Origin of the sequence: Gordonia sp. NPDC057258, from assembly GCF_042668985.1 — a bacterium.
GTDB lineage: Bacteria > Actinomycetota > Actinomycetes > Mycobacteriales > Mycobacteriaceae > Gordonia > Gordonia hongkongensis.
This window is the reverse complement of the sequence record NZ_JBHUXZ010000025.1, coordinates 23,839-48,306: the sequence shown is the minus strand read 5'-3', so window position 1 is coordinate 48,306 and position 24,468 is coordinate 23,839. Positions and strand designations below refer to the sequence as shown.

The following is a 24,468-nucleotide window of genomic DNA, read 5'->3' as shown; positions in this document are numbered from 1 at the left end:
TCGGATCGTCGGGCTTCGCCCGGTTCCTCGCACCGAGTGGATAGGCTCGGGGACCATGAGCTCACCGAACGACGCCGCACCCACGCACCCTGCCTACGGGGTGCTGCGGGAAGTGACCCCCTTCGCGTCGGTCCTGCTGTGCGACAACTCCGGGATGATGGAACTCGACGGCACGAACACCTACGTGCTGCGCGCTCCCGGCAGCGAGGAATGCGTGGTCGTCGACCCGGGACCGCCGAAGTACAAACACCACGCCCGGCGCCTCGCCGAATTGCCCGGGGTCGCACTGGTCTTGGTGACCCACCGGCACTTCGACCACACCGGCGGGGTGTCGCGCCTGCACAAGCGCACGGGTGCGCCGGTACGCGCTCGGTTGGAGAAGCACTGCCGCAACGGGGCGCCACTGCGGGATCGTGAGGTGATCGAGGCCGCGGGTCTGCGGATCACGGTGCTGTTCACCCCGGGACATACGGGGGATTCCGTCAGCTTCCTCGTCGAACACGACGGACAGCGTGCGGTCCTGACCGGCGACACGATCCTCGGGAGTGGCACGACCGTGCTCGATCCAGCCGACGGCGGGTTGCGCGACTATCTGAACTCGCTGAACCGCCTGATCGTCGAAGGGGAAGGGGCGGCACTCCTCCCGGCGCACGGTCCGGACCACCCCGATCTGGGCCCCGTCGCGCGGTACTACAAGGCGCATCGTGAGGAGCGGATCGACCAGATCGTCGCCGCTCTGGACACGATGGGTGTCTCGGCCCGCGACGCAAAGCCGATGAAGGTGGTGCGCAAGGTGTACTCCGACGTCGACAAGAAGCTGTGGCCCGCCGCGCGGATGTCGGTGCAGGCACAGTTGGAGTATTTGCGCGAAGCCTGACCCTTCGAGGCTCGCTTCGCTCGCACCTCAGGGAGCGGGGAGGAGCAACGCCGCTCGCACCTCAGGGAGCGGGGAGGAGCAACGCCGCTCGCACCTCCGGGAGCGGGGAGAAGCAAAGCCGCCCGCTCCCGGAGGAGCGAGCGGCTTCGTGGTGAACTCGAGTCAGCGCGCGCGGCGCGCGAGACGCTCGGAGTCGGCGATGAGCACGCTCTTGCCCTCGAGGCGCAGCCATCCGCGCTGGGCGAAGTCGGCGAGCGCCTTGTTGACGGTCTCGCGCGATGCGCCGACGAGCTGGGCGATCTCTTCCTGGGTCAGGTCGTGGGTGACGCGCAGCGCGCCGCCCTCCTGGGTGCCGAAGCGCTGCGCGAGTTGCAGGAGCTGCTTGGCGACGCGACCGGGCACGTCGGTGAAGATGAGGTCGGCGAGGTTGTTGTTGGTGCGGCGCAAGCGGCGTGCCAGCACGCGCAGCAGCTGCTCGGCGATCTCCGGACGGTCCTTGATCCACGCCTTCAGCGCGTCACGGTCCATCGACACCGCGCGGACCTCGGTGACCGTCGTCGCCGACGAGGTTCGGGGGCCGGGATCGAAGATGGAGAGTTCGCCGAACATGTCGGACGGGCCCATGATCGTCAGCAGGTTCTCGCGTCCGTCGGGCGAGCGTCGGCCGACCTTCACCTTGCCGGACATGATGATGTAGAGCCGATCGCCGGGCTCGCCTTCGTGGAAGATCACGTGTCCGCGAGGGAAGTCGACGGGCTGAAGCTGCTTGGTCAGCGCCGCGACGGCCGAGGGCTCGACGCCCTGGAATATGCCCGCCCGCGCCAGTACTTCTTCCACCTAGGGAACCTTTCTCGAATCCTCTACAGCCCGCGTCAGATCGCGCCGTTGGCTACGCTACCCCGCGCACAAGCATATGTGTTGGATGGGTCACTGGAAGCTCATTGCGGGTGTGTCCGATTGGCGGAGTGTCGACGCGGTGGTCGGGCGGTACGGAAGCGGGGGCGGCGACGGCCGGTCAGCTGGCCCGCTGCGGCGATTCGGTGTGGCCGGACACCGCTGATTCGTGACGGGTGACCCGTCGGTCGCGGAGTTCGTCGAGCGCGGCCGGCATGCCCTCGCGGGCGAGGGTCTGGACGTTCTGGGCGTCGGCCGAGTCGAGGAAGTCCTCCACCTCATCGCGTGAGACCGCCGAGCGGTCGATCCGGGACTGGACCTTGTCCATGCCCATGGCGAACAACATGAGTACAGCCGGGAACAGCAGCGCCGCGAGACCGTGCATGGGGACAAGTAAACACAATCGACCCGCCCGGAACCGCATCGAGAGGGCCGCCGTCATTGACTTGTTACCTGACCGTAGGTTGCGCGTGAGCACGCCGATGTGGCCGTGACCAGCCCTTCTCCCAGGGCGAACACGCGGTTCTGACCTGCGGTGATGTTCCATTCAGGGGGTGTGTGAGAGTGCTTCGCCCCGTGTCGGGGGCCAGCGGAATCGGGCTTCGCCGTGCGCATCGCTAACCTGAATCAGGTGAGCGCACGCAAGTCTGCGGCCGCGGGACCGACCCCGGCACGCAAGCAGGAGACCCATCTCGGATTGGTCCGGCGCGCTCGGCGGATGAATCGGACCCTCCAGGTCGCCTTCCCGCACGTGTACTGCGAACTCGACTTCACCGACCCGCTCGAGCTCTCGGTGGCGACGATCCTGTCGGCGCAGTGCACCGATGTGCGCGTGAACATGACCACCCCCGCGCTGTTCGCCAGGTATCGGACGGCCGCGGACTATGCCGGGGCGGACCGCACCGAGCTCGAGGAGATGATCCGTCCCACCGGCTTCTACCGGAACAAGGCGAACTCGATCATCGGACTCGGGCAGGCGCTCGTCGAGCGGTTCGACGGGGAGGTCCCGGACAATCTGAAGGATCTGGTGTCGCTGCCCGGGTTCGGGCGCAAGACCGCGAACGTGGTGCTGGGCAACGCGTTCGGTGTGCCCGGCATCACCGTCGACACCCACTTCGGCCGCCTGGTCCGGCGCTGGCAGTGGACCGAGGAGACCGATCCGGTGAAGGTCGAGCACGCCGTCGGCGAGCTGATCGAGCGGCGGGAGTGGACGGACCTGTCGCACCGGGTGATCTTCCACGGCCGACGGGTGTGTCATGCGCGCAAGCCGGCGTGTGGGGTGTGCGTCCTCGCCAAGGACTGTCCGTCGGTGGGCACCGGACCGATGGACAAGACCGAGGCCGCGGCCCTGGTGAAGGGGCCGGAGACCGAGCATCTCCTCGCGCTGGCCGGGATCGCGGCCCCGTGAGCGAACCAAGCGGCCCGGCGTCGCCCCGGGGTTCTCGTTTCCCGCCCGCCGCGCGATGGACCGTGGTCTTCGTGGTCGTGATGATCGCGCTCATCGTGGCGATCTGGCCGCGCGGGGACGATCCGTCGCCGATGTCGAGCGCACCGCCCTCGTCGAGTGGAGTCCGCCCGATCGATGCGCCGGTGGACGAGGCGCGTCTGGCGGAGGCGCGCAGCACCGCCGACCTGCCGGACTGCCCGGTCACCGGACTGCCGGAGTCGCCGGACTCCGTCCTCGACGGCGTCGTCGAACCCTGCTTGAGTACCGGAGCGCCCTACGACCTCGGTGCCTCGACGGCCGGCCGGCCGCTCGTCATCAACGTCTGGGCGCAGTGGTGCGGTCCGTGCAAGACCGAGCTGCCCTACTTCGAGGAGTTCGCCGCGCGGGCCGGCGACCGGGTCACCGTGCTGGCCCTGCACGCCAAGGAAGGCGGTAGCAACCCGTTCTTCCCGCTGACGCTGCTCACCGAGATCGGAGTCCGCTTGCCGTCCGTGCTCGACCTCGACGGAAAGGTGGCCGCGGCCATCAACGCGCCCAGGGTGTTCCCCTCGACCGTCTTTCTTCGACCCGACGGCACGGTTGCCGAGGTCTACCCCGGTGTCTTCGACAGTCCGGAGGAGATCGCCGATTCGGTGGCCGAGCATCTGGGCGTGCGGATATGAGCGGGCGTTCGCGCGCCGATGCGGGACCGCTGGTCCCGAGGGACGAGATCCCGCCGTGGCTGCGGGCGTTGACCGACGATGTCAGCGCCGTCAGGAAAAGCGTCGACAACCGCGGCGGGGATCGATCGCGCTGGGCGTCGATGTTGCCGACCAACTCCCGGTCGGCGGCCGTTCTGATCCTGTTCTCGGGTTCGTGGGAGTCGGCCGACGATCATCCCGGCGGGGTGCCGGCCGACGCCGAGGTCCTGCTGACCGAGCGCGCTCCCACACTTCGCCAGCACAGCGGGCAGGTCGCGTTCCCCGGGGGCGCGGCCGATCCCGGCGACGACTTCCCGGTGGGCACCGCGCTGCGCGAGGCGGCCGAGGAAACCGGCCTCGACGCATCCGGGGTGACGATCCTCGCGACCCTGCCGAGCTTTCCCGTCGGGGTCTCGGGCTTCGACGTCGTCCCGGTGATCGGTTACTGGCACCGCCCGAGCGAGGTGCGCGTCGTCGACCAAGGCGAGACCGCGCGCGTGGACCGGATCAAACTGCGCGAGTTGCTGAACCCGGACAACCGGTTCCAGGTCCGCCGCAAGGCGGTCGGCATCGTCTACAAGGGGCCCGCGTTCTTCGTCGACCAGTTGCTCGTCTGGGGATTCACGGGTGGGCTCATCGCCGCCATCAGCGAGGTGTCCGGCTGGGACCGTCCGTGGGACTCCGCCGACGTTCGTTCGTTGGAGAAGATGATCGAGCTCGCCGGGAGCCGGCAGGAATCCGGGTTCGCGGAGCTGCACCCGGACGACCGCGACGTGGTCGACGCCGGTAACGCCGAGCCCGGAGGTACCCGATGACCGGCTCGACGTGGGTCGACATCATCGTGATCGGCATCGCCCTGCTCGCGGCGGCCAGCGGGTACCGGTCGGGTGCGGTCGCCTCGGCCCTGGCGTTCATCGGAGTCGCACTCGGCGCCGTAGCCGGTCTGCTGCTCGCGCCCCGCCTGATCGAGCAGTTCGACGATCTGCAGGTGCGGGTGCTCGCCGGGATTCTGGTGCTGGTCGTGCTCGTGGTCGTCGGCGAGGTGGCCGGCATGGTTCTGGGACGTGCGGCTCGCGGTGGCATCCGGTCGCCCGGGCTGCGCGCCGTCGACAGCGGAGTCGGCTCGCTCCTACAGGTGGTCGCGGTGTTGCTGGCCGCGGGCCTGCTGGCGATCCCGCTGCGCGAGTCCGCCGACCCGGCGATCGCCGGGGCGGTTCGGGACTCGAAGGTGCTCACCGGGGTCGACGCGGTGTCGCCGCAGTGGGTCGACGACATCCCGGACGACTTCAAGGCGCTCCTGGACAGTTCGGGACTCCCGAAGCTCCCGTTCGTCAGCACCCCGTCGACGAACGTCGACCCTCCCGATCAGGCGCTGGCCGAACTGCCGGTGGTGACGCAGGCGCGTCCCAGCGTGGTGAAGATCGAGGGCGTGGCACCGAGCTGCCGACAGGCTCTCGAGGGGAGCGGGTTCGTCGTCTCTCCGGAGCGCGTCATGACGAACGCGCACGTGGTCGCGGGCACCGAACGGCTGGAGGTCCAGACCTCGACGGGGGCGCAGCTCCCGGCGCGCGTCGTGCTCTTCGACAGCGAGAACGACATCGCGGTGCTCGACGTCCCGGGCCTCCGGGCGCCGGCCCTGCGGTTCGCCTCACGCCCCGCGTCGACCGGGGACGACGCCATCGCACTCGGTTTCCCCGAGGCCGGACCGTTCTATGTGAGTCCGCTGCGGGTGCGTGCGGTCTTCGCCCACACCGGTGACGACATCTACCGGACCGGGCAGGTGACCCGTGAGGTCTACGCCGTCCGTGGTCTGATTCGGCAGGGCAATTCGGGTGGGCCGCTGCTGAACTCGGACGGCGAGGTGCTCGGTGTGGTCTTCGGCGCGGCCGAGAATGCCGCCGACGAGACCGGTTTCGTGCTCACCGCCCGCCAGGTGCGCTCCGACTTCGACGAATCCGAGCGACGAAGCGAGCGGGTGAGTACGCAACGCTGCGTCCTCGCCTGACCTTGCGGGCCGATCGGCGGGGGACGTCGGCGGTGGGTGCGGGTTCGTGGCGTAGGAACTCGAGGATGTGCTCGGTCACCGTGGCCGGTTGTTCTTGATGGACGAAGTGGCCGCTGCCCTCGACCTGCCGATACGTCTGGTGCGCGGCCCATCGGTGACTGTCGGCAATCGCGTCGTCGAGGATGTACGGGTCGTCGCGGCCTCGGAGGGCCAGCACGGGGAGATGCAGCCGCTGGTCCATCAGTTCCATGAAGCGGGCGCCGTCGGGCCGGAACTGCGAACGGAACGCCCAGCGCCGGTACTCCAGGCTGCAGTGCGCGACGTTGGGGATCAGCATGGCCGACCGGTTGAGTTCGACGGTGTGCGCGTAGTCGGGTTCACCGCGCCAGGGGGCAGACGACCGTTCCGCGAAGTAGTCGGACACGAAGGCCGCGTCGTCGCGGGTGACCTGCCGTTCACCGAGGCGGGGGATCTGGTTGCGCAGGAACAGAGGTAAGAACTGTGCGCGTTGTGCCTTGTCGCGCAACACGCGTCGACGCAGGGCGCGGGGGTGCGGGGACGCGATGACGACGATCCGGTCGACGACGCGTGGGTGCAGCGCGGCGGTCGCCCAGCAGACCAGGCCGCCGTCGGAGTGTCCGATCAGGGTGGCCCGGGTGTGTCCGAACGCGCGGACGAGGCCGTTGGTGTCGCCGGCCAGGGTCCAGCCGTCGTAGCCGCGCGGTGGTTTGTCGGTGTCGCCGTAGCCGCGGAGGTCGACTGCGACGGCGCGAAAGCCGGCGTCGGTGAGCGCGGTCAGCTGATGTCGCCAGCTCCACCAGAACTCGCCGAAACCGTGCAGCAGCAGTACCAGCGGGCGGTCATCGGCGGGAACGCCGGCGGGCTGGACGGCGTGGAAACGGACTCCGTTGGCGCGGACGTCGAGATGCTCCCAATCACCCGGGAGACGAACGGTCGAGGGGTCGGGCTCCTCGCTCACGGATCACCCTTCGCGGGCGGGCGGGATTCTCGGGTGCGTGGTGGTGTCGTGCGCCGCGCCGCGGTGGGGCAGGACGGTCGGCAGTTCGTTGACCGTCTCGATCGTCTTCGCGGGTCCGCGCACGCGTTTGAAGAACAGGTATCCGACGAACGCGGCGATCAGGGTGACCGCCACCAGGATGAGGAACACGATGAGGAACGCCAACCAGCGCCAGACCCACTCGTCGAGCAGTTCGGCGAGGAAGAAAAAGAAGAAGAAGCTCGCGTAGAGCGCCATCACACCGGCGACGATGAGCAGCCCGGTGCCCGCGCCGGCCTTCTTGGCCTCGGTGACCAGCTCGGCCTTGGCGAGCGCGACCTCGGATCGGAACAGGGTGGAGACACTGGCGGTCGCGTCCTTGACCAGGCTTCCGATCGTCGGCTCGCCGTTGCGGCCGGCGTTGGCGTCGGAGAGCGGGATCGACGGGACGGAGTCCCGGCCCGCGTCGGGCAGGCCGTGCTCGTTGGGGCTCACAGAATCCTCCGTTGTTCGGCTGATGGCCATATGTTGCCATGCGCGGGCGGTCCGGGTGGCGAGCCACCCATCGAATGGGGTGGCGAGCCACCCGTCGAATGGGGTGGCGAGCCACCCGTCGAATGGAGTGGCGCGAAGACGGGCAGGGCCTGCCGACCTCAGGTCGGCAGGCCGTGGAGAACTCGAACGGCCTCAGGCCTTCTTCGCGCGGATCGCTTCGAAGACCGAGGGGTCGACGAGGGTGGAGGTGTCGCCGAGTTCGCGGCCTTCGGCGACGTCCTTGAGCAGACGGCGCATGATCTTGCCCGAGCGTGTCTTGGGCAGTTCGGGCACGACGTTGATCTCGCGGGGTTTGGCGATCGGCGAGATCTCCACCGACACCTGCTGGCGCAGTTCGGCGATCAGCTGGTCCCCGGTGTTCTCCACGCCCTCGCGCAGGATGACGAAGGCGACGATGCCCTGGCCGGTGGTCTCGTCGGCGGCGCCGATGACCGCGGCTTCGGCGACACCGGAGTGCCCGACGAGCGCGGACTCGACCTCGGCGGTGGAGATGCGGTGGCCGGAGACGTTCATGACGTCGTCGACGCGTCCGAGGACCCAGAGTGCGTGGTCCTCGTCGTAGCGGGCGCCGTCGCCGGCGAAGTACCAGCCCTGCTCGGCGAACCGTGACCAGTACGTGTCGCGGAAGCGCTCGTCGTCGCCCCAGATCCCTCGCAGCATCGACGGCCACGGCTGGTCGAGCACGAGGTAGCCCTGCTCACCGGCGCCGACCGGGTTGCCCTGGTCGTCGACGATGTTGGCGCTGATGCCGGGCAGGGGCTTCATCGCCGATCCCGACTTGGTCGCGGTCACGCCGGGAAGCGGCGAGATCATGATGGCGCCGGTCTCGGTCTGCCACCAGGTGTCGACGATGGGTGCGGAGTTGCCGCCGATGACCTCGCGGTACCACTTCCAGGCCTCGGGGTTGATCGGTTCGCCGACGCTGCCGAGCAGCCGGATGCTGGACAGGTCGTGGGCGTCGGGGATCTCCCGTCCCCACTTCATGAAGGTGCGGATCAGGGTCGGCGCGATGTAGTAGATGGTGACGCCGTATTTCTGGATGATCTCGAAGTGGCGGTGTTCGTTGGGGGAGTTGGGGGTTCCCTCGTAGACGACCTCGGTCGCGCCGTTGGAGAGCGGACCGTAGACGAGGTAGGAGTGGCCGGTCACCCAGCCGATGTCGGCGCCACACCAGAAGACATCGCGGCCTTCTTTGTGGTCGAAGACGTAGTGGAACGTGTAGCTGACCTGGGTGAGGTAGCCGCCGGAGGAGTGGACGATGCCCTTGGGCTTGCCGGTGGTGCCCGAGGTGTAGAGCAGGAAGAGTGGGTGTTCGGCATCGAAGGCCTCGGCGTCGTGGGTGTCCGACTGTTCGTCGACGGTGTCTTCCCACCACACGTCGCGGCCTTCGACCCAGTTCAGGTCGGGGTCGTGGTTGGTACGACGCACGACGAGGACCTTCTCGACGGATTCCGCGGCGTCGTCGCCGGTGCCGAGCGCCTCGTCGACCTGGGTCTTCAACGGCGCCGGCTGGCCACGGCGGTACTGTCCGTCGGTGGTGATGACGAGCTTGGCCTCGGCGTCGTCGACGCGGGAGCGCAGCGCTCCGGAGGAGAAGCCGGCGAAGACCACGGAGTGGGTGAGGCCGAGGCGGGCGCAGGCGAGCATCGAGATCAGGGCCTCGGGGACCATCGGCATGTAGATGGCGACGCGATCCCCGGCGACCAGCCCGATGGACGAGAAGTAGTTGGCGGCCTTGCTGACCTCGGCGAGCAGCTGGCTGTAGGTGAGGTCGCGGGTGTCGCCGGGTTCACCGACCCAGTGGATGGCGACGCGGTCGCCCTTGCCTGCGGCGACGTGCCGATCCACGCAGTTGACCGCGACGTTGAGCTTGCCTCCGACGAACCACTTGGCGAACGGGGCGTCGGACCAGTCGAGGGTGGTGGTGAACTCGGTGGCCCAGTCCAGCCGCCGGGCCTGCTCGGCCCAGAACTCGAGGCGGTCGGCATCGGCATGGTCATACATCTCGGCGGTGCCGTTGGCCTGGGCGGCGAACTCGTCGGAGGGAGGAAATGCCTGGACGGTGGAGGACATCGGTGACAAGGGCCTTTCGCTGTCGACGGCGGTCACTCAACAGTAGGGTGACCTGGCGTCAGAACGGGCAATCAGTGTGAGCGTAGTCACGTCGCGGTCCAGGCTGGAACCGTCCGGTATGTGAGCGCGGCCGATTGGCGACGAACGGCGGGTAAGCGGCGACGAGCGGTCGGGATGCCCTCTGGACCGCGCCGACGTCGGGAGCGATGCGTTTCAGTCAGTCAACTGACGAACACCGTGAACAATTACAGGTGCGCATTATCTGAAACGGTGACTAACAATGGATCATCGGCGCCCATTCGGCTGACACCGTGGGTGTCCGAATCCGTAGCCCTGATCGACCGAACCGAGGGCGACCTGGTGAGCGGTCCGCGGCCGCAACTATCGTCGGTTCGTGACCACCGACCCACTGTTGCCCCTGCTGGAGCTGCCCGGCGTCGCCGCCGCCGCCGATCGAGCACGGGATGCCCTCTCCGCAGTGCACCGGCACCCCGCCAACCTGCGAGGATGGGACAAGACCGCCACCGAGGCGTCGTGGCGGGCGGGCCGGTCCTCGGCCGCGATCGACGGCGGAAGTGTCGAGCTCCGACGCGATGGCGACTTCGACGACCCGATTTTGGCCGGCGCGATGCGGGTGTCGCAGGCCCTCGACGGCGATTCGCTGGTCACACTCACCTCGGTGATCCGCCGGGCTCCCGCGCAGGCGCTGGCGAGGTTGCACACCCTCGCCGCCGCGGACCTCGTCGACGACCCGGAAGATCTCGGGCGGCCCCGGAGTGGGACGGATGTCGCCGAACGTCTCAACTTGTTGGGGCAGTTGACAACCGGCGCCACCTCGGTCCCGGCGCCGGTGCTCGTGGCGGTGGTGCACGGCGAGCTGCTGGCAGTGGACGCCTTCCCCGCTGCCAACGGTGTCGTCGCTCGTGCCGCGTCTCGGCTCGTCGGCGCCGTGACCGGGCTGGACCCGCACTGCCTCGGCGTGCCGGAGGTGACCTGGTTCAAGCGGGTCGGCGAGTATCGCACGTTGGCGACGAACTTCGGGGCTGGTACCGAGTCGGGCCTGCGGGACTGGATCATCTTCTGCTGCGAGGCCCTGGAATCCGGTGCGGCCGAGGCGAAGTCGATCGCGGACGCGGCCCGGTCGGGTTAGTCTCGCGCGGTCTCGAACGCGGCCCGGACAGCACTGCGGGCGGCCGCCGGCGTCGTAAACGACGCGGTTGCCGCCCGCGTAGCACGGACTCAAGTTACCAAGCGTGCTTGGTGGGTTGTGGTCACCGCCTCGGCGATTGATCGCGAGTCGGGATTACTGACCGTCCACGTGCTGCCAGCTGTGGGCCATTCCTCTCGGGCCTGGCGCCTCACGAGAGGAAGGCGGTGGCGCATCGAGTGGTGGCGGTCGGTCGTCCTGACTGTGATGTCGCAGGCGCACAACACTTTTGCCATATGCGGCGTGCTCCGCGTGGGTGCTTGCCGCCCGTGCTGGGAAGTGCTCGGCGTGGGGGTCCGTTCCTTCTCTTCCGGATCGAACTTGGCCTTCCGAGATTCCGTAACCACTGTTCTACACCGTGACGCCGATCACATCAAGCGTTCGGCGCCGGAATATTGAGCAACTTGCGGATGGCGACGAAACACTCTGTGACGCAGCATCTTCGACGGAATCCGCCGGCGGTTCGGGGGCGGTGGGTGTCCGGTTAGGGGGTTCGGCGGCCTCGAGCGGGAACGTTGCAAAGACGTTGCGCGATTCGCGAGGCTGAATCGCGATTCCCGAATATGCGCCCGGAACGGGCGTCGCATTCGACCACCTGGTTACTCGGCAGTAGAACGGACATTAGTGAATGGGATTGTTGTGCTTGCAAATAAACCAAAACCGTGTGTATAGTCATCGGTACCCGGTTCTCATACCGGTGCGTTTCAGCCCGACCCCCCGGGGCTGAAACGTGACGACCCCGGCCTCCTCCCCCCCTGGCCGGGGTTGTCCTCTGTCTGGGGTCTTTTGTATCCCGAGACCCCGCCGGTCGCGAGAGTCTGTCCACAGCCTTCGTCGCCGTCCCCAACCGCCCGCGATCCCAAGCGTCGGAATGCCGCACCTGCCGCATGATCGGCTGCATGCCCGATGAACTCCTGGTTCTCGTAGATCCCGACCTCCACGACGACGTCGCTCGCTGCGCCGCCGCAGCCGGATACCACGTCCTCAACGCGCCGGCGGACGATTGCCGTCGCGAATGGCTGACCGCCCGGGCCGTCGCGGCCGACCCGTCCGCGATCGCTGTTCTCGACCGGGTGCGCCCACCTCGGCGACCCGGTCTCGTACTGGTGAGTGCGGCCGAACCGGGAGCACACGTCTGGCGGATGGCGATGGAACTGGGTATCGAAGACGCATCGACGCTCCCGGCCGACGAAGGACGCCTCGTCCGGGTGCTGACGGAGTGCCGGGTGCCCAGACGCCGACCCGCGGGTGTCGTGGCGCTCATCGGTGCTCACGGTGGTGCCGGGGCGTCGACCCTGGCCGCGGCGGTTGCGCTGACGTCGGCAGGTGCCGAGTCGCCCACGCTGCTGCTCGACCTCGACGACATGGGCGCCGGAGCCGATCTCCTGCTGGGCATCGAGCGCCGCCGCGGGCTGCGGTGGCAGGATCTCTCGCTCGATGGCGGCGTCGTCGGCGGTACGGCGCTCCACCAGGCGCTGCCGAGCGCGGGCGAGGGCCTGGCGGTGTTGACCTCACAACGCCGGCCGAGCGCCGGGTTGAGTGTCGAGGCGGTCACCGCGGTGATCGACGCGGGGCACACCCATGGTGATCTCGTCGTGCTCGACCTGCCCCGGTCCGACGCGCCGGTGGTGCGCGCCGCGATCGCGTCCTCCGATGTCGTGGTGGTGGTGACCACGCCCACCGTCGGCGGATGCGCCGCGGCTCGACGCATCGTCGACCGTGTCGTCGGTGACGAGGTGGCCGTCGAGCTGGTGGTGCGCGGCCCGTCGCCCGGCGGGTTGCGTCCGCAACAGGTCGCCGATGCCATCGGACTCCCACTGCTCGCCGCCTATCGGCCGGAGCCCCGTCTCGCGGGGCGGCTGGAGGGTGGTCCGTTGCGGTTGCGGCCTCGCAGTCCGCTCGGACGCGCGGCGCACACCGTGCACGCCAGGGTCGCCGAGCGCCGCCAGCGTGCGTCGTGACCCAGGCGCGAATCGACGGACCGGCCGACGAGGCGCTGTTGGACCGGGTTCGCTCGCGACTGGCCGCCGACGCGGCCGACCCGAGTCCGGCCGTCATCGCCGACGCGATCCGCGCCGAGGCCGGGGGAGTGCTGGGTGACACCGACCTGCTCGCCGCCCTCCGCTTCCTGCAGACCGAGCTGACCGGAGCGGGCAAGCTCGAGCAACTCCTCGCCGAACCCGACATCGCCGACATCCTGGTCGCCGGTCCCGACGAAGTCTGGGTCGACCGCGGATCCGGACTCGAGCAGACGACGATCCGCTTCCCGGACGAGGCGTCGGTACGCCGCCTCGCGGGTCGGCTGGCCCTGGGCGCCGGGCGGCGGCTCGACGACGCCCAGCCCTGGGTCGACGGGCAGCTGTCGAACGTCGGTCGGCGCGGATACACCGTGCGGCTGCACGCGATCATCCCGCCGCTTGCCGCGGACGGTACATGTATCTCCTTGCGGGTCCTGCGTTCGGCATCCAAGGATCTGCCGAGCCTCGTCGAGAGCGGCGCGATCCCGTCCGAGGTGGTGCCGATCATCGGGGACATCCTTCGGAACCGCCTGGCATTTTTGGTGATCGGCGGTACCGGGACCGGCAAGACGACCCTGCTCAACGCATTGATCGGAGCGATGGATCCGCGTGAGCGGGTCGTCTGCGTCGAAGATGCGCTCGAACTGGCCCCGCGCCATCCGCAGGTGGTGAGGTTGGTCGCGCGCGCGTCGAATGTCGAAGGCGTGGGCGAGGTGCCGGTGCGGACCCTGGTCCGTCAGGCACTTCGGATGAGACCCGACCGGATCATCGTCGGAGAGGTTCGCGGCGGTGAGGTCATCGACCTCCTCACCGCGCTGAACACCGGGCACGACGGGAGTGCCGGCACGGTCCACGCGAACTCGACGTCGGAGGTGCCGGCGCGGATGGAGGCCCTCGCCGCCCTCGGAGGCATGGCCCGCGACGCTCTCCACAGTCAGCTGGGTGCCGCACTGCAGGTGGTGCTCGGCGTGGCGCGCAACGCGGGCGGGACCCGCGGACTCGCCGAGGTCGGGGTCGTCCGGCGCGACGACGCCGGACGCGTGACCATCGTGCCGATCTGGTTGCGGAACAGCGGATTCACGGCGGAGCGCGATCACTTCGACCGGTTGGTCGCCGGGCGTGGGCCGGTGTCGGGGGACCGACGATGATGTCCACGCCGGTCGCCGTCGCGCTGGTCGTGGGAGCCGTGGGCGTCGCGCTGCAGCTGTCGGCCGCGCCGCGAGCGAGACACCGACTCCATACGGTGTCCGGACAACCCCGCCCCGCCCGGAGATCGGCACCGGCCGTGCTGATCCCGATGACGGTCCCGTTCGGGGCGCTCCTGATCGGCGGACTGGCGGCCGCCGTCGCTGCCGCGATCGTTGTGACCGTCGTGCTGTGGGTACGTCGGCGGCGGTCGGCCGAGAAGCGCCTCGTCCGCCAGTCGGATGACTTGCTCCTGGGGCTGTCGCTGATGATCGCCGAACTGTCGGTGGGCGCGCCACCGGTCCGGGCCTGCGAGGTCGCGGTCGCCGAACTCCGTCGTCGCGAGCCCCATGACCCGGCCACCGGAGCGGAGATCGCGAACGGGTTGGAGTCGATGGCGTTCCGGGCCGCCCTGGGCGGGTCGGTGATCGACCCGGTGTCCGGGGCCGGCCTGGCGGGCAGGGTCTCGGGCGAGGCGTCCTGGCGTCGTATCGGCGTGGCCTGGCAGATCGCCGAGGACCGCGGCCTGCCGATGGTCGACCTGCTCGGTGCAGTGCGTTCGGATCTTCAGGCGCGGCGTGGCTTCGCGGATCGGACGCGAGCCGGACTGTCCGGACCGCGGGCGACGGCGGCGGTCCTCGCCGGTCTGCCATTGCTCGGGATCGCCCTGGGTCAGGCGACCGGTGCGGGTCCGATCCAGGTCCTCCTCGGCGGTGGCCTGGGTGGGATCCTGCTGGTGGTCGGGTGCGCTCTGGTCGCCGCGGGGATCGGCTGGTCCGAGCGCATCACCGGCAAGGTGCTGGCACGATGATCGCCGGCGGCCTCACCGGCACGGCGTGTTCGGCGGTGCTGCTCGCGGCCGCGCTGTGGATCTGGCCTGCGCCGCGCTGGCTGCTCTATCGGGTGACCGATCCGCCACCGCCGGCCGATCGCACGCCGCGGTGGCTCGGTGCCGGTCCCACCGCCGACGACCCGTTCGCGGTCGCGGCGGCCTTCGATCTGTTCGCGGTGTGCCTACGCGCCGGTCTGCCGGTGGGGACCGCGGCCTCGGTGGTCGCCGAACGCGCGCCGGCGTCGATGGCGGCGCCCCTCGCTCATGTCGCCGACCTGCTGCAGCTGGGCGCCGATCCGGACGCGGCATGGTCGGCCCTGTTCGACGGACCGGACGGCGAGACGTCGGACGACCATCTCGATGCACTCGCCGCGATGGCGCGCCGGTCGGCGCGGGCCGGCTCGTCGCTGGCGGGCGGTCTCGCCGAACTCGCCGATGATGTTCGACGCCGGGCGCACGACGACGCACTCGCCGCCGCCGAACGGGCCGGTGTCGCGATCAGCGGCCCGCTCGGCCTGTGCTTCCTGCCCGCGTTCATCTGTCTCGGGATCGTCCCGGTCGTCGTCGGGCTCGCCTCGTCGGTTCTGGGTTCGATCTGACGTATCTGTCGGTGCGACGACGCAGGATGTTCTCCATGACCGACTCCGGGCACCGACACCATGCGATCGACTACATCGAACTCACCGTCACCGACTCGGCCGCGGCGCAGGCGTTCTACGCGGCTGCGTTCGGCTGGCAGTTCAACGATTACGGTCCCGCATACGCGGGGATCGCGAATCCGGGCGGCCCGGACCTGCCCGAGGTCGGGGGTCTCGCGACGAGCGAGGTCGCGGCCGTACGCGGTGGTCCGCTGGTGCTGCTCTACTCCGACGATCTCGACGCCTCAGTGGAGCGGGTGCGCGCGGCGGGTGGCGAGATCGTGAACGGCCCCTACGCTTTTCCCGGTGGTCGTAGGTTCCACTTCACGGATCCGAGCGGCAACGAACTCGGGGTGTGGTCGACCTCTTAGCCGGGAATCGTCGGGGTTTGCGCCGGAACGGCAGGGGTCGGCAAATCCGAGGGATCCGAACGGCGACGCGCTGCGTCCAAGTACGTGCAACACCGTTCACTCGGTTCCATCGACTCTCAGGAGAGACCATGTCACGCACCATGTTCCGGACCCACGACGCCACCCAGGCCGCGGCGCCGCACGATCGAAGCGATGTGATCGGACGTCTCGGCGCGCACATGACGCGCCTGATCGCCGACGAGGAAGGCATGTCCACGGCGGAGTATGCGATCGGCACCATCGCTGCGGCGGCGTTCGGGGCGATCCTCTACACGGTCGTCACCGGTGACAACATCGTGAGTGCCCTGACGGGCATCATCGGAAAGGCGCTCAACACCTCGGTCGGTTGATGAGACGTCGAAAGTGGTTGCGACGCCTGCTCGCCGACGAATCGGGCATGGTGACGGTCGAGGCCGCGTACGCGATCGCCGCGATCGTCGTCATGGTGCTCATCGCCGTGGGTGCGGTCGCCGCGGTGACCACCCAGATCCGCTGTACCGATGCGGCGCGCGAGGTGGCTCGCCTGTCCGCTGCGGGTGATGCTTCGGGGCGCGAGGTCGCGCAACGGCTGGTCGGACACGATGCGCGGGTGTCGATCTCGGATGCGGACGATCGGGTCGTCGTGGTCGAGGTCCGATCGGGTGTGGCGATGCTGCCGGGTCTCACGGTGTCGGCCCGGGCGGTCGCGGCCAAGGAGCCGACAGGTGCGGATCAGGTGGTGTTCGCGCCGGGGGTGGGGCCATGACGCGCCGTCGTGGGCTGATCGCCGACGACGACGGTCACGCAACGATGTTGGGCGCATTCGTGATCGCGGCGCTGGCTGCGGTTCTCGTCATGGTGATCTATGTCGGGGCAGCGGTGCTCGCCCGCCACCGCGCCCAGTCGGCGGCCGACCTGTCCGCTCTGGCCGCGGCGATCGATCATGCCGCGGGTGAGCCGAATCCGTGCGCGGCGGCACGAGATCTGAGCCGCCGACAGGACTCGGGGGCCGAGCTCGTGGAGTGCCGTACCGCCGGAGACGATGTGGTGGTGACGGTTCGGGTGCCGGTGGCACTCGGGAGCTTCGGGACGAGCGACGCCACCGTCCAGGCGCGCGCGGGACCGGTGGACTGACCCTGCCGAAGGACGGCTCTACCCGAGACCGTCGGATTCGACGGAGATCCGCTTCGGATACACCCGGATGGACTGCATGGGCGCGAACCACAGTTGGTGGAAGTGCACGTCGGTGTCGCCGCGATAGGCGAGTTCGAGTGCATCGGTCCCGGTGTTGAGCGGAATCCACGATCGGGCGGCCCGGACGAACGACGACCAGTGGATGAGTTCCCCCTCGGTGAGGAAACCGCCTGCTGCTGCCCAGGTTTCGCCGGACTGGGCATCGGTGGACGCCAGATAGACCTCACCGAGGGAGGCGGTGACCCGCGGACCGACCATCGCCGTCTGCAGATACCACTGTGCCGTGGTCACGACATCGGTGAAACCTCCGGAACGGGCCGCGCACCAGGCGTAGTGGAGGTCCAGGGCGTCGAGCGCCTCGTCTTCGGAGAAGAACACGTCGCGCTCGCCGATGGACGACGGCAACTGGTCGGTGTTCTGCGTCGGGCGGGCGAGCAGGAAGAAGGCACGAGAGGGTCGGATGACCTGACGATACGTGTGGGTCCCCCGGTCGGATGCCTCGTCATGCATGGGCCAAGTATTCCCGACGGAGAAGATCCAGGACGGCTACTGCGCCATTCTTGTCGAGCGGATCGTTACCGTTGCCGCATTTGGGACTCTGGACGCAGGATGGGCAACCGCTCTCACAACCGCAGCTGGCCACGGCGTCTCGGGTGGCGTCGATCCAGGTCAGAAACGCCGAATGCCCCCGTTCGGCAAAACCGGCACCGCCCATGTACCCGTCGTAGACGAAGACCGTCGGCAGGCCGGTGTCCGGGTGGAGGTCGGTCGAGACTCCACCGATGTCCCACCTGTCGCAGGTCGCCACCAGAGGGAGGAGGCCGATGGCCGCGTGTTCCGCGGCGTGCAACGAACCGGGCAGCCGGGTCTCGTCGACACCGGCGTGGGCGAGTGCCTCCGGTGTGAGGGTGTACATCACGGCGCGGGTGCTCAGCGTCTGCTCGGGCATGTCGAGCTCGACGGCGTCGAGCACCTCTCCGGTGCGCAACGTGCGCAGGTAACCGACGACCTGATGGGTGACGTCGACCTCCACGAATGCGACCGTCAGCGGGCCGAATCGCCGGCTCGCGAGCGTCGCGGTGATGCTGATGTCCGTCGTCTCCCGCGCCGACGTCGTCCAGTCCGGGTCCTCCGGATGCGCCAGCGCGAGACCGTCGTCGAGATCGAGCTCGTCGACGAGATAGGTCTCGCCCTGGTGAATGTGGACGGCGCCGGGGTGCACCGTCGACATGGCCCGGCCGGTGTCGACGGTACCGAGCAGCTGCGACGTCGTGGTGTCGACGATCAGGACCTGCCCGCCGATGCCGCCGCGGATGTCGACGTCGGCGTGGGGTTCGGTTCCGGCCGTGACGTACCAGCCGGACTTACGTTTGCGCAGCAGGCCGTCGGCGGCCAGGTCCTGCGCCACGTCGCGGGCGTTCCAGGCGTCGATCTCGCTGTCCGACAGCGGTTTCTCCATGGCGGCGCACAGCAGGTGCGGACCGAGGATGTACGGGTTGGCGGGGTCGGTGACCGTGGCCTCGACGGGTTTGCCGAGGAGTGACTCCGGATGATGCACGAGGTAGGTGTCGAGCGGGTCGTCGCGGGCGACGAGCACGACGACTGAGTCGCCGGACTCGCGCTGGCGTCCCGCGCGCCCGGCCTGCTGCCAGAACGAGGCGACCGTTCCGGGGTACCCGCTGACTATCACGGCGTCGAGTCCGCTGATGTCCACGCCGAGTTCGAGCGCATTGGTGGTGGCCACGCCCAGCAGTTCGCCGTCGGAGATGGCCTTCTCCAGACGTCGCCGATCGTCGGCCAGGTATCCCGCCCGGTACGCGCCGATCCGGGACTCGAGCTCGGGGGCGCTCTGTGACAACAGGTGTCGTGCGCTGAGTGCGGTCAGTTCGACGCCCCGCCGGCTCCGGGCGAAACACAGTGTACGAGCACCTTCCACCACGAAATCGGCCAGCAGTCGGGCGGATTCAGCGCCGGCCGAGCGTCGGACGGGTGCACCGTTCTCGCCGGTGACCACCGGCAGGAAATCGGGCTCCCAGAGGGCGACGGTCCGCTCCCCGCGGGGAGATGCGTCCTCGGTCACCGCGACGGCCGGTTCACCGATCAACCGGCCCAGCGCCTCGGCCGGTTCGGCGACCGTCGCACTCGCGCCGATGACGACCGGATCGGCACCGGCGGCCCGCGCGATCCGCAGCAGACGCCGCATCACCAGGGCGGTGTGAGACCCGAACACGCCTCGGTAGTGGTGACATTCGTCGACGACGATGAACCGCAGATGCCGGAAGAACTGACGCCATCGGTGGTGATGGGACAGGATGCCGATGTGCAGCATGTCGGGGTTGGTGAAGATCCAGCGCGAATGGGCGCGCGCCCACTGCCGGATCTCGGGGTCGGTGTCGCCGTCGTATGCGCACGGCTGGAGGTGCCCGAACTCCGGTCGCCCGGCGATGATCGAGGACACTGCCCGGATCTGGTCGGCCCCGAGAGCTTTTGTCGGCGCGAGGTATAACGCGGTCGCATTCTTTTCGTTCAGAAAAGAAGTGAGAATGGGCATTTGATACGACATCGATTTGCCCGATGCGGTCCCGGTGCAAATAGCCACATGATTGCCGCGGAATGCGGCGTCGGCCGCGCGCGCCTGGTGAGTCCACACCTTCTTGATGCCGTTGTCGGCGTAGGCGTCGATCAGGGGCTGCGGCACCCACTCCGGCCAGGCGTCGAAAGATGGTGAGCGCGATGGGATTACCGAGAGGTGGGTGAGCGGGGAGGGGTCGGCGTCGGACCCCGCGAGGGTGCGGGCCAACAGGCCTGTCCCGAATGTGGAGTACTGCATCTTCTGGTGAGAACTCTTCGAAATAGTGTTGCAGCGACGGGTCTCCGACCTGCGTCGATGTTACCGGCTGGTGTCGTTGGTCTGAAGTTTGACGAGGTTTTGACTCACTTTGGTTCGTGTGACTATCGCTGGGGGGCCGAACATGATTGACTGGTTCCGGCCGCAGCTTTCGCGACCCACCGCCCGGTGGGCGACAAGCATGTTGCAGCCGTGGTACTGAGGTTAGTTTGGCGGATCGATGCAGATCTTCGCGGGGCTCTTTGAGGTATGGCGGTCGACCGGCCACGACACGATGACCCATCGTGTCGCGACAGTTGATATGTAAAGGATTGCAAGAATGGCACAGGGAACTGTGAAGTGGTTCAACGCGGAAAAGGGCTTCGGCTTCATCGCGCCTGATGAGGGTTCCGACGACGTGTTCGTCCACTATTCCGAGATCCAGGGATCCGGTTTCCGCACCCTCGAGGAGAACCAGCGGGTCGAGTTCGAGGTCGGTCAGGGCACCAAGGGGCCGCAGGCCACCGGCGTCCGCGCTGTCTGAGAAGACCCGCGTGTGACTGCACCAAGCAGTCGGGGCAAACCACCGCTCCCGTTTCGATTCGTCGAGGCGGGAGCGGTTTGTTGTCTGGCTCCCGTTCCGCAGCGCTCCGCGCGTCGCGAACGCGCCACCTGAACCGCCCACCTATTTCCGAGACACAGCACTAGTCTCGAATCGTGGGCCAGTTGTCGTTTTTCTCCGCGGAGACCGAACAGCCCGCGTACGCCGACCTCGCGGGGCTGCTCGCGGCGCACGGACAGGCCGTCCGCTCCGAAACCGGTACGCGGGTCTCGATCGTGGTCGCCGACCGCTGGCGGGCAGAGCAGATCGTCGTCGAGATGCGTGCGGCCGGCCTCGAAGCCGAGTCGACGGTCTCGGACGAGGGCACGCCGCTGGCCCGGACCGCGCCCTGCCATGAACTCGATCCCCTGCACGCGGCCTGGTCCGCGGGAGCGGTCAAGGCGATGCCCCCCGGCTGGGTTCCGAGTTTCCGGGCCCTGCGCCTGTGGGTGATCGCCGCCGGTCACTCGGATGCCGGCCGCTACCAGCTCGGATTGGATCCCCACGCTCCGGAGTCGCACGCGGCACTCGCCACGGCGCTGATGCGGGTCGGCATCGCACCAACCCTCGTCGGTACGCGCGGGCATTCCCCGGCCCTGCGGATCGCAGGCCACCGGCGCCTGTCCCGGTTGCACGAGTACGTCGGCGTCCCGCCCTGTGCCGAGGCCGTCGCCGACTGGCCTCCGGTCGACGAGCATTAGTCATCCCGCATTGGAGCCGTTGAGCTGCTACAACGGGTCGGAACGGTGTCGGATCGGTCACCTCGCCGGGTCCGAGACGGAATTCAGATGTGCAAACGGCGCTATACATAAGGTACAAACCCATCGAACACACCTGAACTGACACGCAGGAACGTTCTCCACCCAGTCAACCGAAGGACGCCCCGGTGGCAGAGACCAGCACCGCATCCCGCTCGAACAGGGGTATTCGACGCCTCGTGATCGTCGAGTCCCCGACCAAGGCCCGCAAGATCGCCGGGTACCTGGGGGCGAACTATGTGGTGGAGTCCTCCCGAGGGCACATCCGCGACCTCCCGCGCGGTGCCGCCGACGTGCCGGCCAAGTACAAGGGGCAGTCCTGGGCACGTCTCGGCGTGAACGTCGACGAGAACTTCGAGCCGCTGTACGTGGTGTCGCCTGACAAGAAGTCGACCGTCAGCGAACTCAAGTCGCTGATGAAGGACGTCGACGAGCTCTACCTCGCCACCGACGGTGACCGCGAGGGGGAGGCGATCGCCTGGCATCTCCTCGAGACCCTCAAGCCGAAGATCCCCGTCAAGCGCATGGTGTTCCACGAGATCACCGAGCCGGCCATCCGGGCGGCTGCCGAGAACCCGCGTGACCTCGACATCGACCTCGTCGACGCGCAGGAGACCCGACGCATCCTCGACCGCCTCTACGGCTACGAGGTGTCGCCGGTGCTGTGGAAGAAGGTCATGCCGAAGCTGTCGGCGGGCCGTGTGCAGTCGGTGGCGACGCGCATCATCGTCGAGCGGGAGCGCGAGCGCATGGCGTTCGTGTCGGCCGAGTACTGGGATATCTCCGCGACGATGGACGCGAGCGCGGAGAGTGCGGACAGCTCCAATCCGCAGACCTTCAAGGCGCGGCTGGTCAACGTCGACGAAGCCCGGGTCGCCACGGGACGCGACTTCGAGTCGACGGGTGTCCTGAAGAGGTCCGACGGCGTCATCGTGCTCGACGCCGACCGCGCCGAGAGTCTGGCCACCGGCCTGCGAGGTGCGGGGATGACCGTCACCTCGGTCGAGGAGAAGCCCTACACGCGCCGTCCGTACGCGCCGTTCATGACCTCGACGCTGCAGCAGGAGGCCGGCCGCAAGTTGCGGTTCACCTCCGACCGCACGATGCGGATCGCGCAGCGGTTGTACGAGAACGGCTTCATCACCTACATGCGTACCGACTCGACGAGCCTCAGCGAGTCGGCGATCAACGCCGCCCGCGCCCAGGCCCGCGAGCTCTACGGCGACAACTTCGTCCACCCGACGCCGCGTCAGTACACCCGCAAGGTCAAGAACGCCCAGGAAGCTCACGAGGCGATCCGACCCGCCGGTGAGACCTTCCGTACCCCCGGCCAGGTGGCCGGGCAGCTCGAGGCCGACGAGTTCCGCCTGTACGAACTGATCTGGCAGCGCACGGTCGCGTCGCAGATGGCCGACGCCAAGGGCACCACTCTGAGCCTGCGTATTGCCGGTACCGCCTCTTCCGGAGAGCGCTGCACCTTTGCCGCGTCAGGTCGCACGATCACCTTCCCGGGCTTCCTGTCGGCCTACGTGGAGACGGTCGACGAGCTCAGCGGCGGCCAGGCCGACGACGCCGAGAACCGGTTGCCGCAGCTCACCGAGGGGCAGTCGCTGACGGCCACCGACCTGACGGCCGACGGTCACTCCACCAACCCGCCCGCGCGGTTCACCGAGGCGTCGCTGGTGAAGGTGCTCGAGGAACTCGGGATCGGCCGACCGTCGACGTATGCGTCGATCATCGGCACCATCCAGGACCGCGGGTACGTGGTCAAGAAGGGCAACGCCCTGGTGCCGTCGTGGATCGCATTCGCGGTCGTCGGTCTGCTGGAGGCGTACTTCCAGAGCCTCGTCGACTACGACTTCACCGCGACCCTCGAAGACGACCTCGATCAGATCGCCACGGGTAACGAGAACCGCACGAAGTGGTTGTCGGAGTTCTACTTCGGCGATGATCACCAGGGTGCCGACGGTGAAACCCGTTCCGCCCACTCGGCAATCGCGCAATACGGCGGTCTGAAGAAGCTCGTCGGCGTCAATCTCGAGGAGATCGACGCACGGCAGGTCAACTCCATCCGTCTGTTCAACGACGAAGAGGGCCGCCCGATCTACGTGCGGGTCGGCCGTTACGGGCCGTATCTCGAGCGCAATGTCGCCGCGGACGGTGCGGAAGAGGATCTGCAGCGCGCCAACCTGCCCGCTGACATCACCCCGGACGAGTTGACCCTCGCGGTCGCCGAAAAGCTCTTCGCGACACCGCAAGAGGGACGTTCGCTCGGTACGGACCCCGTCACCGGTCACGAGATCGTCGCCAAGGAAGGACGTTTCGGTCCGTACGTGACCGAGGTCCTGCCGTCGGACGACGATGACGACGACGGGGACACGCCCGCAACCATTCCCGCGGGCCCGACGCCGCGTGACGGCGGGTCGGGCGGCGGCACCGGAGGTTCGGACACCGCCGACGGCGCCGTCGTCCCGCTCGACTCGCCCGGCGGGGGCACGGCCACCAAGACGAAGCCGGCGGCGAAGAAGACCGCGAAGAAGGCGGCGAAGAAGGCCGGTCCCAAGCCGCGTACGGGCTCGCTGTTCAAGACGATGGACATCTCGACGGTCACGCTCGAGGACGCGCTGAAGCTGCTGTCGCTGCCGCGCGTCGTCGGCGTCGACCCGGAGTCGGGCGACGAGATCACCGCGCAGAACGGCCGTTACGGCCCGTATCTCAAGAAGGGCTCGGACTCGCGGTCGCTCGGCACCGAGGAGCAGCTCTTCGAGATCACCCTCGACGAGGCGCTGAAGATCTATTCGGAGCCCAAGCGTCGCGGTCGTCAGGCCGCCGCGCCGCCGCTGCGTGAGCTCGGCAAGGACGACGAGGTCAGCGGCAAGCCGATGGTCATCAAGGACGGTCGGTTCGGACCGTACGTGACCGACGGCGAGACCAACGCCAGCCTGCGCAAGGGCGACGAGGTCGCCTCGATCACGCCGGAGCGCGCGATGGAGTTGCTCGCCGATCGTCGGGCTCGTGGCCCGGCCAAGAAGGCTGCCAAGAAGACCACGAAGAAGGCGGCGGCGAAGAAGGCCCCCGCCAAGAAGACAGCGGCCAAGAAGACGGCGGCGAAGAAGACCGCAGCCAAGAAGACGACGGCGAAGAAGACCGCAGCCAAGAAGTCGACCGCCAAGAAGACGGCCGCCAAGAAGGCGACGCCGGACGCCGAGTAAGAGCGCTCAATAATCGCTAATCGCTGGGGCAAGCGACGGCGAGTCCCTGCTCGCACCTCAGGGGGCAGGGGAGGGTGGG

24 protein-coding genes are annotated in these 24,468 nt (G+C 68.4%); 17 read left to right on the top strand and 7 right to left on the bottom strand.

What is annotated here, in order from left to right; all coding sequences use genetic code 11:
- Window positions 1–55: 55 nt before the first annotated feature.
- Entirely contained in the window at window positions 56–877 is an 822-nt protein-coding gene (locus tag ACFUEJ_RS16975) for an MBL fold metallo-hydrolase (protein WP_388030736.1), read from the top strand.
- 162 nt (window positions 878–1,039) lie between these two features.
- Here ACFUEJ_RS16975 and ACFUEJ_RS16970 read toward each other — a convergent pair whose 3' ends face one another.
- Together ACFUEJ_RS16970 and ACFUEJ_RS16965 are read right to left on the bottom strand one after the other, a co-directional pair.
- The gene (locus ACFUEJ_RS16970) at window positions 1,040–1,714 is read right to left on the bottom strand and encodes a Crp/Fnr family transcriptional regulator (protein WP_004022089.1); all 675 of its coding nucleotides are present in this window, start codon (window positions 1,712–1,714) and stop codon (window positions 1,040–1,042) included.
- Between the two features lie 178 nt (window positions 1,715–1,892).
- Window positions 1,893–2,156, bottom strand: coding sequence for a hypothetical protein (locus ACFUEJ_RS16965; protein ID WP_058251089.1), 264 nt, complete (start codon window positions 2,154–2,156; stop codon window positions 1,893–1,895).
- Window positions 2,157–2,489: 333 nt separating this feature from the next.
- Here ACFUEJ_RS16965 and nth point away from each other — a divergent pair, with 333 nt between their 5' ends.
- From nth to ACFUEJ_RS16945, 4 genes are all read left to right on the top strand, one after another.
- On the top strand, window positions 2,490–3,179 hold the full coding sequence (nth, locus tag ACFUEJ_RS16960; RefSeq protein WP_223258841.1) for an endonuclease III: 690 nt from the start codon (window positions 2,490–2,492) through the stop codon (window positions 3,177–3,179).
- Window positions 3,180–3,259: 80 nt separating this feature from the next.
- Window positions 3,260–3,880, top strand: coding sequence for a TlpA disulfide reductase family protein (locus ACFUEJ_RS16955; RefSeq protein WP_240199209.1), 621 nt, complete (start codon window positions 3,260–3,262; stop codon window positions 3,878–3,880).
- Window positions 3,877–4,713: a CoA pyrophosphatase gene (locus ACFUEJ_RS16950; protein WP_065630681.1), complete on the top strand. Its 837-nt coding sequence runs from the start codon at window positions 3,877–3,879 to the stop codon at window positions 4,711–4,713. The genes ACFUEJ_RS16955 and ACFUEJ_RS16950 overlap by 4 nt, the downstream gene beginning before the upstream one ends.
- Window positions 4,710–5,903, top strand: a complete 1,194-nt coding sequence (locus ACFUEJ_RS16945) for a MarP family serine protease (protein ID WP_065630682.1) — start codon at window positions 4,710–4,712, stop codon at window positions 5,901–5,903. Before ACFUEJ_RS16950 ends, ACFUEJ_RS16945 begins: the two co-directional genes overlap by 4 nt.
- Here the strand turns inward: ACFUEJ_RS16945 and ACFUEJ_RS16940 are convergent.
- The 3 genes from ACFUEJ_RS16940 to acs all read right to left on the bottom strand — a co-directional run bounded on the left by ACFUEJ_RS16940 (window position 5,818) and on the right by acs (window position 9,528).
- Entirely contained in the window at window positions 5,818–6,882 is a 1,065-nt protein-coding gene (locus tag ACFUEJ_RS16940) for an alpha/beta fold hydrolase (protein ID WP_065630683.1), read from the bottom strand. The genes ACFUEJ_RS16945 and ACFUEJ_RS16940 overlap by 86 nt on opposite strands.
- A gap of 3 nt (window positions 6,883–6,885) precedes the next feature.
- Complete coding sequence (locus ACFUEJ_RS16935; RefSeq protein ID WP_065630684.1) at window positions 6,886–7,395, bottom strand: phage holin family protein; 510 nt, start codon at window positions 7,393–7,395, stop codon at window positions 6,886–6,888.
- 192 nt (window positions 7,396–7,587) lie between these two features.
- Window positions 7,588–9,528 carry an acetate--CoA ligase gene (gene acs, locus ACFUEJ_RS16930; protein ID WP_388030732.1) on the bottom strand — a complete coding sequence of 647 codons (1,941 nt, stop codon included), beginning with the start codon at window positions 9,526–9,528 and terminating at the stop codon, window positions 7,588–7,590.
- 394 nt (window positions 9,529–9,922) lie between these two features.
- On the opposite strand from acs, the gene ACFUEJ_RS16925 reads away from it, so the two are divergent.
- From ACFUEJ_RS16925 to ACFUEJ_RS16885, 9 genes are all read left to right on the top strand, one after another.
- Window positions 9,923–10,678, top strand: a complete 756-nt coding sequence (locus ACFUEJ_RS16925; protein ID WP_388030729.1) for an oxidoreductase — start codon at window positions 9,923–9,925, stop codon at window positions 10,676–10,678.
- A gap of 956 nt (window positions 10,679–11,634) precedes the next feature.
- Window positions 11,635–12,696, top strand: coding sequence for a septum site-determining protein Ssd (gene ssd, locus ACFUEJ_RS16920; protein ID WP_247451104.1), 1,062 nt, complete (start codon window positions 11,635–11,637; stop codon window positions 12,694–12,696).
- A complete protein-coding gene (locus ACFUEJ_RS16915) occupies window positions 12,693–13,901 on the top strand; it encodes a TadA family conjugal transfer-associated ATPase (protein WP_078111775.1) in 1,209 nt (402 codons plus the stop codon). The genes ssd and ACFUEJ_RS16915 overlap by 4 nt, the downstream gene beginning before the upstream one ends.
- Window positions 13,898–14,749: a type II secretion system F family protein gene (locus ACFUEJ_RS16910; RefSeq protein WP_171011525.1), complete on the top strand. Its 852-nt coding sequence runs from the start codon at window positions 13,898–13,900 to the stop codon at window positions 14,747–14,749. Before ACFUEJ_RS16915 ends, ACFUEJ_RS16910 begins: the two co-directional genes overlap by 4 nt.
- Window positions 14,746–15,369 (top strand): type II secretion system F family protein, encoded by a 624-nt coding sequence (locus ACFUEJ_RS16905; protein ID WP_388030724.1) that lies wholly within the window; start codon window positions 14,746–14,748, stop codon window positions 15,367–15,369. The genes ACFUEJ_RS16910 and ACFUEJ_RS16905 overlap by 4 nt, the downstream gene beginning before the upstream one ends.
- A 35-nt stretch (window positions 15,370–15,404) precedes the next feature.
- On the top strand, window positions 15,405–15,779 hold the full coding sequence (locus ACFUEJ_RS16900) for a VOC family protein (RefSeq protein ID WP_065630549.1): 375 nt from the start codon (window positions 15,405–15,407) through the stop codon (window positions 15,777–15,779).
- A 128-nt stretch (window positions 15,780–15,907) separates the two neighbouring features.
- A complete protein-coding gene (locus ACFUEJ_RS16895; protein ID WP_269553006.1) occupies window positions 15,908–16,168 on the top strand; it encodes a DUF4244 domain-containing protein in 261 nt (86 codons plus the stop codon).
- On the top strand, window positions 16,168–16,563 hold the full coding sequence (locus ACFUEJ_RS16890; protein WP_338856605.1) for a TadE family type IV pilus minor pilin: 396 nt from the start codon (window positions 16,168–16,170) through the stop codon (window positions 16,561–16,563). The genes ACFUEJ_RS16895 and ACFUEJ_RS16890 overlap by 1 nt, the downstream gene beginning before the upstream one ends.
- Complete coding sequence (locus ACFUEJ_RS16885; RefSeq protein WP_338856606.1) at window positions 16,560–16,931, top strand: Rv3654c family TadE-like protein; 372 nt, start codon at window positions 16,560–16,562, stop codon at window positions 16,929–16,931. Before ACFUEJ_RS16890 ends, ACFUEJ_RS16885 begins: the two co-directional genes overlap by 4 nt.
- 18 nt (window positions 16,932–16,949) lie before the next feature.
- Here the strand turns inward: ACFUEJ_RS16885 and ACFUEJ_RS16880 are convergent, their stop codons facing one another.
- Both ACFUEJ_RS16880 and ACFUEJ_RS16875 read right to left on the bottom strand, forming a co-directional pair.
- Window positions 16,950–17,501, bottom strand: a complete 552-nt coding sequence (locus ACFUEJ_RS16880; RefSeq protein ID WP_311277805.1) for a hypothetical protein — start codon at window positions 17,499–17,501, stop codon at window positions 16,950–16,952.
- Window positions 17,494–19,821 carry a DEAD/DEAH box helicase gene (locus tag ACFUEJ_RS16875; RefSeq protein ID WP_388030719.1) on the bottom strand — a complete coding sequence of 776 codons (2,328 nt, stop codon included), beginning with the start codon at window positions 19,819–19,821 and terminating at the stop codon, window positions 17,494–17,496. The genes ACFUEJ_RS16880 and ACFUEJ_RS16875 overlap by 8 nt, the downstream gene beginning before the upstream one ends.
- Before the next feature lie 337 nt (window positions 19,822–20,158).
- On the opposite strand from ACFUEJ_RS16875, the gene ACFUEJ_RS16870 reads away from it, so the two are divergent.
- The 3 genes from ACFUEJ_RS16870 (at window position 20,159) to topA (ending at window position 24,389) form a co-directional block, all read left to right on the top strand.
- On the top strand, window positions 20,159–20,362 hold the full coding sequence (locus tag ACFUEJ_RS16870) for a cold-shock protein (RefSeq protein WP_004022110.1): 204 nt from the start codon (window positions 20,159–20,161) through the stop codon (window positions 20,360–20,362).
- A gap of 173 nt (window positions 20,363–20,535) precedes the next feature.
- Entirely contained in the window at window positions 20,536–21,120 is a 585-nt protein-coding gene (locus ACFUEJ_RS16865) for a hypothetical protein (RefSeq protein ID WP_065630531.1), read from the top strand.
- Window positions 21,121–21,305: 185 nt separating this feature from the next.
- Window positions 21,306–24,389, top strand: coding sequence for a type I DNA topoisomerase (gene topA, locus ACFUEJ_RS16860; protein ID WP_159369949.1), 3,084 nt, complete (start codon window positions 21,306–21,308; stop codon window positions 24,387–24,389).
- Window positions 24,390–24,468 lie beyond the last annotated feature (79 nt).

Excerpts from the sequence above, each read along its gene's own strand:
- ACFUEJ_RS16910 (WP_171011525.1), top strand. The coding sequence starts at position 13,898 with ATGATGTCCACGCCGGTCGCCGTCGCGCTGGTCGTGGGAGCCGTGGGC.
- ACFUEJ_RS16875 (WP_388030719.1), bottom strand. The coding sequence starts at position 19,821 with ATGCAGTACTCCACATTCGGGACAGGCCTGTTGGCCCGCACCCTCGCG.
- ACFUEJ_RS16895 (WP_269553006.1), top strand. The coding sequence starts at position 15,908 with ATGTCACGCACCATGTTCCGGACCCACGACGCCACCCAGGCCGCGGCG.
- ACFUEJ_RS16965 (WP_058251089.1), bottom strand. The coding sequence starts at position 2,156 with ATGCACGGTCTCGCGGCGCTGCTGTTCCCGGCTGTACTCATGTTGTTC.
- ACFUEJ_RS16880 (WP_311277805.1), bottom strand. The coding sequence starts at position 17,501 with ATGCATGACGAGGCATCCGACCGGGGGACCCACACGTATCGTCAGGTC.
- ACFUEJ_RS16870 (WP_004022110.1), top strand. The coding sequence starts at position 20,159 with ATGGCACAGGGAACTGTGAAGTGGTTCAACGCGGAAAAGGGCTTCGGC.
- ACFUEJ_RS16890 (WP_338856605.1), top strand. The coding sequence starts at position 16,168 with ATGAGACGTCGAAAGTGGTTGCGACGCCTGCTCGCCGACGAATCGGGC.
- ACFUEJ_RS16945 (WP_065630682.1), top strand. The coding sequence starts at position 4,710 with ATGACCGGCTCGACGTGGGTCGACATCATCGTGATCGGCATCGCCCTG.
- acs (WP_388030732.1), bottom strand. The coding sequence starts at position 9,528 with ATGTCCTCCACCGTCCAGGCATTTCCTCCCTCCGACGAGTTCGCCGCC.
- ACFUEJ_RS16900 (WP_065630549.1), top strand. The coding sequence starts at position 15,405 with ATGACCGACTCCGGGCACCGACACCATGCGATCGACTACATCGAACTC.
- ACFUEJ_RS16975 (WP_388030736.1), top strand. The coding sequence starts at position 56 with ATGAGCTCACCGAACGACGCCGCACCCACGCACCCTGCCTACGGGGTG.
- ACFUEJ_RS16955 (WP_240199209.1), top strand. The coding sequence starts at position 3,260 with ATGATCGCGCTCATCGTGGCGATCTGGCCGCGCGGGGACGATCCGTCG.
- ACFUEJ_RS16950 (WP_065630681.1), top strand. The coding sequence starts at position 3,877 with ATGAGCGGGCGTTCGCGCGCCGATGCGGGACCGCTGGTCCCGAGGGAC.
- nth (WP_223258841.1), top strand. The coding sequence starts at position 2,490 with ATGAATCGGACCCTCCAGGTCGCCTTCCCGCACGTGTACTGCGAACTC.
- ACFUEJ_RS16905 (WP_388030724.1), top strand. The coding sequence starts at position 14,746 with ATGATCGCCGGCGGCCTCACCGGCACGGCGTGTTCGGCGGTGCTGCTC.
- ssd (WP_247451104.1), top strand. The coding sequence starts at position 11,635 with ATGCCCGATGAACTCCTGGTTCTCGTAGATCCCGACCTCCACGACGAC.
- ACFUEJ_RS16885 (WP_338856606.1), top strand. The coding sequence starts at position 16,560 with ATGACGCGCCGTCGTGGGCTGATCGCCGACGACGACGGTCACGCAACG.